This window comes from Flavobacterium sp. XS2P24, assembly GCF_030010285.1.
Lineage (GTDB): Bacteria > Bacteroidota > Bacteroidia > Flavobacteriales > Flavobacteriaceae > Flavobacterium > Flavobacterium algoritolerans.
On record NZ_JASCRU010000034.1, the window covers coordinates 22,148 to 30,318 of the forward strand.

Annotated in this window: 5 protein-coding genes; 1 reads left to right on the forward strand and 4 read right to left on the reverse strand. The window is 33.4% G+C overall.

All coding sequences use genetic code 11. The features are described from left to right. Positions 1–30: 30 nt before the first annotated feature. The 4 genes from QLS31_RS14900 to trmD all read right to left on the reverse strand — a co-directional run bounded on the left by QLS31_RS14900 (position 31) and on the right by trmD (position 6,248). Positions 31–2,412 carry a TonB-dependent receptor gene (locus QLS31_RS14900; protein WP_282744500.1) on the reverse strand — a complete coding sequence of 794 codons (2,382 nt, stop codon included), beginning with the start codon at positions 2,410–2,412 and terminating at the stop codon, positions 31–33. Between the two features lie 147 nt (positions 2,413–2,559). Continuing rightward, positions 2,560–4,782, reverse strand: coding sequence for an NADP-dependent isocitrate dehydrogenase (locus QLS31_RS14905; RefSeq protein ID WP_282712275.1), 2,223 nt, complete (start codon positions 4,780–4,782; stop codon positions 2,560–2,562). Positions 4,783–5,047: 265 nt separating this feature from the next. After that, a complete protein-coding gene (gene rplS / locus QLS31_RS14910) occupies positions 5,048–5,398 on the reverse strand; it encodes a 50S ribosomal protein L19 (protein ID WP_073354306.1) in 351 nt (116 codons plus the stop codon). Positions 5,399–5,570: 172 nt separating this feature from the next. Further along, on the reverse strand, positions 5,571–6,248 hold the full coding sequence (gene trmD / locus QLS31_RS14915) for a tRNA (guanosine(37)-N1)-methyltransferase TrmD (RefSeq protein ID WP_074723946.1): 678 nt from the start codon (positions 6,246–6,248) through the stop codon (positions 5,571–5,573). 430 nt (positions 6,249–6,678) lie between these two features. Here trmD and QLS31_RS14920 point away from each other — a divergent pair, with 430 nt between their 5' ends. Next, the gene (locus QLS31_RS14920; RefSeq protein ID WP_282744501.1) at positions 6,679–8,073 is read left to right on the forward strand and encodes an SMEK domain-containing protein; all 1,395 of its coding nucleotides are present in this window, start codon (positions 6,679–6,681) and stop codon (positions 8,071–8,073) included. Positions 8,074–8,171: the final 98 nt, after the last annotated feature.

Consider the following 8,171-nt stretch of genomic DNA (forward strand, 5'->3'; position numbering starts at 1 on the left):
TTTATTTCTTTGCTTTATTGAATTCGAAGCTTAAAATTTGAAATTATAACTCACCGCAGGAACAACACCAAAAATCGAAGTTTTTACAGCTTCATTGCTTCCAGTATCTGAGTTTTGTCTAAAATTGATAGAGGCGGCATTTTTTCGATTGTACAAATTGTAAATACTAAAAACCCATTCTCCTTTCCATTCTCTGTTTTTGTTTTTTCTTGGAGTCAAAGTTGCGGCAATATCCAGATGATGGTATGCCGGAAGACGATTCTCATTTCTCAGTCCATAACTGGGTACATTGATTCCTAAGTATTCATATTGCCCAACGGGATACGTTACTGGTTGTCCGGTTTGCAGGGCGAAATTAGCTCCAAAAGACCATTTTTCGTTCCAATTGTAAGAAGTGGTTATGGCAATATTATGCAGTTTGTCATATACTGAATTGTACCATTGACCGTTGTTGATTCCTGTTTCTATTGGCGTTCTTCCGGGAGTTTGCTGCTCTGATTTGGATAATGTATACGAAATCCAGCCGTTAAATTTCCCTTCGTTTTTTCGGAACATGATTTCTAAACCATAGGATCTTAATTGACCGTTCAGGATTATTTGTTCAATGGCTTTATTGGCAATCAAATCAGCGCCATCAATATAATCCAATCGGTTTTGCACTTCTTTATAATACGTTTCTACTTCAAGTGAATACATATCATTTTCGAAATTTTTAAAGTAACCCAAAGCTACTTGATCAGCAATTTGTGGCTTGATAAAACTATCGCTTGGCGTCCAGACATCAAGCGGAGTAGGTGATGAGGTATTCGAAATTAGTTGTAAATACTGTACCATTCTGTTGTAGCTTGCTTTTACAGATTGGTCTTCATTGATTTGATACGCCAATGAAAATCGCGGTTCCAAGTAATTATAGCTTTGAATGACTTTATTTCTATCGTAGAACTTGGTGCTAATTGGAGTTGCTTTTTCATAAATCTGTAATTCTGAATTGAAGATTACCGGATTGTCATTTTCATAAATATTCACGGTAGATTGTCCTAAGCGATAAAACATACTATAGCGAAGTCCATAGGAAAGTGCTATTTTACTGGATATTTCGTGATCAGCATTGATATAAAGTGCCGGTTCAAAAGCATATTTTTTATCCAATTGATCAAAATTAATTCCAGAGTCAGCATCAGATGGCTGAATAGTTCCAGGATTGAACTCGTAATAAATTCCGTTTATCCCGTAATTCAATTTGAATTTATCCGAAATATAATTCTTGAAATCGTATTTGATATTGTAGTTTTTAATGCCGGAATCCCATTTGAAACCTACAAAATCTAAATCCAGGCCGTAATAATAATCGCTGTAAATTAAAGATAAATTCGAAAATAATCTTTCAGAAAACAAGTGGTTCCAACGGAGGTTTAAAGTTGCATTTCCATAAATATTGGTGAAGCTTTTGTTCAGGCTGAAAACATCCCGTCCAAAATAACCGGATAAATACAGGCTGTTGTTAGCATCTAATTTATAACTCAACTTGGTATTCAAATCATAAAAATATGCCGAGTTGTTTTTTTGTTCTTCGGATAATTTCAGGAATAAATGCGCATAGGAACTTCTACCGCCAATAAGGAATGAACCTTTGTCTTTTACCAATGGTCCTTCGGCCAAAATCCTGCTGGAAATCAATCCGATTCCGCCATTGACATGAAATCCTTTGCTGTTGCCGTCTTTTTGATAAATATCTAAAACAGATGAAGCTCTTCCGCCATAACGGGCTGGAATTCCTCCTTTGTATAATTTTAAATCTTTGATGGCATCTGGATTAAAAACAGAGAAAAAACCAAAAACATGCGAAGAGTTGAATATAGTTGCTTCGTCCAATAGAATCAAATTCTGATCGGCTCCGCCACCACGAACATTGAAACCAGAGGCACCTTCGCCAGCATTAGTAACTCCGGGAAGTAATAAAATAGATTTTAAAACATCAACCTCACCCAAAACAACAGGCATTTTCTTGATGGTTGAAATAGAGAGTTTATTAACGCTCATTTCGGGTTTCTTGATGTCTATTTTTGTTTTATTATCGGTAATGATAACTTCTTTCAATGCCGTTTCATTACTGTATAAATTGAAATTATTTTTTATGTTTTGGTTCAGATTTATTGATTCCTCAATGGTCTGATATCCCAAATAGCTGATTTGTACAGTATATTTTCCTTGAGGAACAGTGAGGGAGTAAAACCCATATTCATTGGTGGTTACGCCTGTTTTTAGTTCTGGAATTACAACATTGACACCTATTAAAGTTTCATTGCTGTAGGCATCAATAATAGTTCCGCTCAGCGTAAATTTCTCTTGGGCGAAAGAAAAGAACGAGGATAATAATACAACTAAAAAGGTAATAATTTTCTTTGGAGTCATTGTTTAAATTTTATCGAAAGGAAGAAATGCAAATTACATTAAATAGAATTTCAATTGCATTATAACAGATGTTAAGGTATTGCTAATATAAAAAAAAGACGACCGTTTCCAGTCGTCTGTTCAATAGTATTACTTATAAAGCATTTATTAAGCGATTTTTGCCAATATTGTATTGAACGTTTCGCTTGGACGCATTGCTTTGCTTGTTAATTCAGGATTTGGTTGGTAATGACCACCAATGTCTTGTGGTTTCCCTTGTGCTGCAATTAACTCGGTGTTAATTTTGGCTTCATTTGCTGTAAATTCTGCTGCAATAGGAGTAAAGATCGCTTTTAATCCAGCCTCTTTATCTTGTGCTGCCAAAGCCTCTGCCCAATACATTGCTAAGTAAAAATGAGAACCACGGTTGTCAATTCCTCCTAGTTTACGTGCTGGAGATTTATCAGTTGCTAAGAATTTCTCTGTGGCAACATCAAGAGTTTCCGCTAAAACAATTGCTTTAGAATTGTTTAACGTTTGTCCCAAATGCTCCAATGAAGCACCTAAAGCCAAGAACTCACCAAGAGAATCCCAACGTAAATATCCTTCTGCCGTAAATTGCTCTACGTGTTTTGGAGCTGATCCACCTGCACCAGTTTCAAACAAACCACCACCATTCATTAATGGAACAATTGATAGCATTTTTGCTGATGTTCCCACTTCTAAAATTGGGAATAAGTCTGTTAAATAATCACGTAATACGTTTCCTGTTACAGAAATAGTATCCAATCCTTTTACGATTCTTTCCAATGTGAAGTTTGTTGCTTCAATAGGATTCAGGATTTGAATGTCTAAACCGGTAGTATCGTGATCTTTTAAATATTTTGTAACTTTTTCAATAAGTTCTCTATCGTGTGCTCTATTATTATCCAACCAAAAAATAGCGGGAGTATTAGATAAACGCGCTCTGTTTACAGCCAATTTAACCCAGTCTTGAATTGGAGCATCTTTTGCCTGACACATTCTGAAAATATCTTTAGCTTCAACAGCCTGTTCCATTAAAACGTTTCCATTCGTGTCTACAACACGAACCACTCCGTCAGCAGTCATTTGGAATGTTTTGTCATGAGAACCATATTCTTCTGCTTTTTGTGCCATCAAGCCTACGTTTGGTACACTTCCCATTGTAGTTGGGTCAAAAGCACCGTGTTTTTTACAAAAATCAATAGTTGCAGTATAAACACCGGCATAACTTCTGTCTGGTATAATAGCTACGGTATCTTGTTGTTTTCCGTCTTTATTGAACATCTGTCCTGAAGTACGAATCATGGCTGGCATAGAAGCATCCACAATCACATCCGAAGGAACGTGAAGATTAGTAATTCCTTTTTCAGAATTTACCATGGCCAATGCTGGTCCGTTTGCTATTGCTTGGTTTAATGCAGCTTCTACTTCAGCCTGCATTGGTTGTCCTGCAATTTTTGCATATACATCACCCAAACCGTTTCTGGTATCAATATTCAATTCATTAAATAAGGCAGCGTATTTTTCGAAAACAGCGGCGAAATATACTTCTACGATTGCTCCAAAAATAATAGGATCAGAAACTTTCATCATAGTAGCTTTCAGGTGAACCGAAAGTAAAACGTTTAATTTTTTTGCTTCTGCAATTGTTTTGGTAATAAACGTTTTTAAAGCGTTCAAGTTCATTACTGAACTGTCGATTATTTCACCTGATTTTAGTGGAGTACTCGCTTTTAAGACAGTAGTTGAACCATCTTTAGCAACGAATTCGATTTTTACATCAGTTGCATCAGCAAGAGTTATTGATTTTTCACTTCCGTAAAAATCACCACTTTCCATAGAGGCTACGTGTGTTTTTGAGTCAGCAGACCAAGCTCCCATAGAATGTGGGTTTGCTTTGGCGTAGTTTTTTACTGCTTTTGGAGCTCTACGATCAGAGTTTCCTTCGCGTAAAACTGGGTTTACAGCTGAACCTAATATTTTAGAGTATTTAGCTTTGATAGTTGTCTCTGCTTCATTTTGCGGTTCTTCAGGGAAGTTTGGTAAATTATAACCATGAGATTGTAATTCAGCAATAGCCGCTTTTAATTGAGGAACAGATGCCGATACATTTGGTAATTTTATGATATTAGCTTCTGGGGTTGTAGCTAATTGTCCAAGTTCTAATAAAGCATCTCCTGTTTTTTGATCTTCTGTCAAAAATTCAGGGAAATTTGCTAAAATTCTTCCGGCTAAAGAAATGTCTCTAGTTTCAATTTCAATGTCAGAAGTTGATGTAAATGCTTGTACAATAGGTAAAAATGAATAAGTTGCCAATAAAGGCGCTTCATCAGTAAGTGTGTAAAAAATTTTTGATTTCTGTGTCATTTTTTTATTTTTATAATCGAATCACGGTTAAATGTAGCTTATATAAGGTATTTCACTTAAAATAAGGCGGACAAATATATGAAAATCAGATGTAATAGAAGGTGGATTTTATGTAGAAAAATACGAATTTTAAGATTACTAACTTGTTATTCTTATATTGTTAGTTTTATGGGTTCAATAATCCTAAATTAGGAATTTATAAGGAAAATATTAAACAAAAAAAGTCCCAACATTGTTGGGACTTTTATAATAAAGAGACAGTAAACTATCTTCTTTTATCTTTAATTTTAGCTTTTTTACCAGTAAGTTCTCTGAAGTAGAAAATTCTAGCTCTACGTACAGCACCTTTCTTATTGATTTCAATTTTTTGTAAAGCAGGAAGATTTACTGGGAAGATACGCTCAACTCCAATAGCTCCAGACATTTTACGGATAGTAAAAGTTTCTGTATTAGCAGAACCTCTTCTTTGAATAACAACTCCTTTGAAAAACTGAGTTCTAGTTTTTTCACCCTCTCTAATTTCGTAGTAAACGGTAATAGTGTCTCCAGCTGCAAAAACTGGGAATTCTTTTCTTGTTACGAATTCGTCTTGAACGAATTTCATTAAATCTGCCATGATAATTTTTTTAATTATGGTTTGTATTAAATCAACATTCACGGATCTCGCCAGAGGTTGAACTAATGTGGGCGCAAAAGTAAATAAAAAAGTTTAAAGTTTAAAGTTTTTCTAGTTTAAAGTTTAGAAGTTCTTGAATACGAACTTTAGACCTAAAACTTTAAACAAATTTTTACTCCTCCAGTAAATCCGGTCGTCTGTTCTTTGTGTGTTCGTAGGCCATATCTTCGCGCCATTTATCAATTTTGGCAAAATTCCCACTGGTCAAAACCTCTGGAACTTTCCATCCATTGTAATCGGCTGGTCTTGTATATATAGGTCCTGACAATAATCCATCCTGAAAACTATCGGTCAATGCTGAGGTTTCGTCACTCAAAACACCTGGAATCAATCGGATTAATGCATCCGATAATACCAAAGCTCCTAATTCACCTCCGCTCAATACGTAATCACCAATTGATATTTCTTTAGTAATAAAATGATCGCGCACCCGTTGATCTACACCTTTATAATGTCCGCAGAGGATAATGATATTTTCATACATTGACATGGTATTCGCCATTTTCTGGTTCAGGGTTTCCCCGTCCGGCGACATATAAATGATCTCATCGTAGGTTCTTTCACTTTTCAAATGGGTAATACAGGCATCAATAGGCTGCACCGTCATGACCATTCCAGCACCACCGCCATAAGGATAGTCATCCACGCTTTTCTGCCTGTTGGTCGTATAATCCCGTAAGTTATGAAAATGAACCTCTACTAAACCTTTGTCAATAGCACGTTTCATAATCGAGGCCTCAAACGGACTTCGCAATAATTCTGGGAGAACGGTAACAATATCAATGCGCATAATTTCTTTTATAAGTTTCAATCCTGAAGATTCGGGAGCAAAGGTACAAAGATGCTGAGGTTTTCAAATAACCAAATGCTCAATTCATCAATTAAACTTTTCTATAGGAGCTATTTCCAGCTGTTTGTTGCAATCTTTTTATCCGCCAAAAAGGCGCATAAAAAGGATTTTCACTTCCATCTGGGCTAGGATTTTTGTGGAATCAAAGAGATTTTTTTGACTTGAAACGGTCACGAAAAAGAAATCAAAAAAAAAGAAATCCTCTTTATTTGTAAGAAAAATTTAGTACATTTGAAAATCAATAAAGCGAAATAAACCTTCGCCAATTTACCCATATTTGGGTGTATGTGCGAAGGTTTGAAGTGAGTATATACAAGTTAGTGGCAACCCTCTGAAGACGAAACCTCTAAAAAATAAATTACAGACGAAAATGAACGACATAGAAAATAATCTTTTCGCCTACATTGATAAAATACAAAGAGGAAGTCTTTTGAATCTTCACGATGAAAAAGTAAAAGCTGAAGATTTCTTTTTAAGGATTTTCAAGAAAGTATATAATTTTGACAACTTAATAAATTTAAACTACGAGAAATTAAACTCAAAAGGAATCGACTTATATGATTCAAAAGAAAAAATTGGAATTCAAATTACTGCAATCCAAAGTAACGAAAAAGACAAAATTAATGATACTAAAACACTTACTTTAAAAAACTGGAAAAGTAAAGGATTAGAAAAGCTTTGGGTGTTTTTTATAATTGAAACCAAATTCTTGAAAGAAATAGACACATCAATTGTTGAAGAAATTGATGGAGTAAAAATTCACATTAAAACAATTAAAAATTTAATTGGTGATATAAGTAAATTAGACAAAGAAAAAAGGATTGAAATATCTGAATTAATAAAACAAGAAGTAAGCGAAGAGTTTTATGGTTTGTCAAAATTAGTGCTTTTTAAAGAGATTGGGAAAAACCAAAAATTTGATAGCACAAATTATTTTAACAAAGAAGAATTAATATATTTCAGCAAAAAAGAACAAGGTAAAATTGACAATTTAGCTTACAATTTTACTAATAACATTACAGACCAATATTGTATTTTAGGAAATCCGTGCAGTGGAAAAACTACAATTGCTTATGCGATGATTCAAAAAATAAAAAACAAAAGAATCTTCTACCTGAATCTTACAGAACCAATTTTTGATGAATCAAAAATCCTTGACGAGTTAATTCAAATATCTCATTTTCATTCTTTGGTGATTTTGGATAATATTCACGATAACATTAAGCTGTTTTTAAAAATTAAAGAAAGGATATCAAAACATATGTGGATAAAATCTCTCTTTCTTTCCAGATATTACAAGACTTTTGATGAATTTGATGAAAATAGCATTTATGATAAAATTGAAGGAATCAAATATTACAGAATAGATTTAAATGAAGATTTAGAAGAAAAAATTTCAGGTATAATTTCAAAAAAAATTGACTCTTTAAAAAATCAATATTCAGAATTAAATTGGTACAAAGGAAATTTTGTTGAAATTATAAAAAACACAAGTAGTAATTTGTTAAAGTTAAATATTGCATTAAGAGTTTGGGAAAAGAAGAATAGAAAATCGAACAATATAACTTTTGATAAAATTAATCAAAATATTATTCTTCAAAATTTTTATGAAGAACACAATCTTAATGAAGTTGAAAGTGATTCTCTCGCTACTTACTGTATTTTATATAAAAATGACATTCCATTTATATTATTAAAAGGTCAAAAAAACATTAATGAAAAACTAAAAGAAAAAGGAATAATTTTATATGTTTATCCGTATTAACACCTAATTTTTTTGTATCTTTAAAATCTAAACAGATTTGATATGAATATTTTAGATTTTTATAAAGAGTATCCAGATGAATTGAGCTGTAAAGTCAA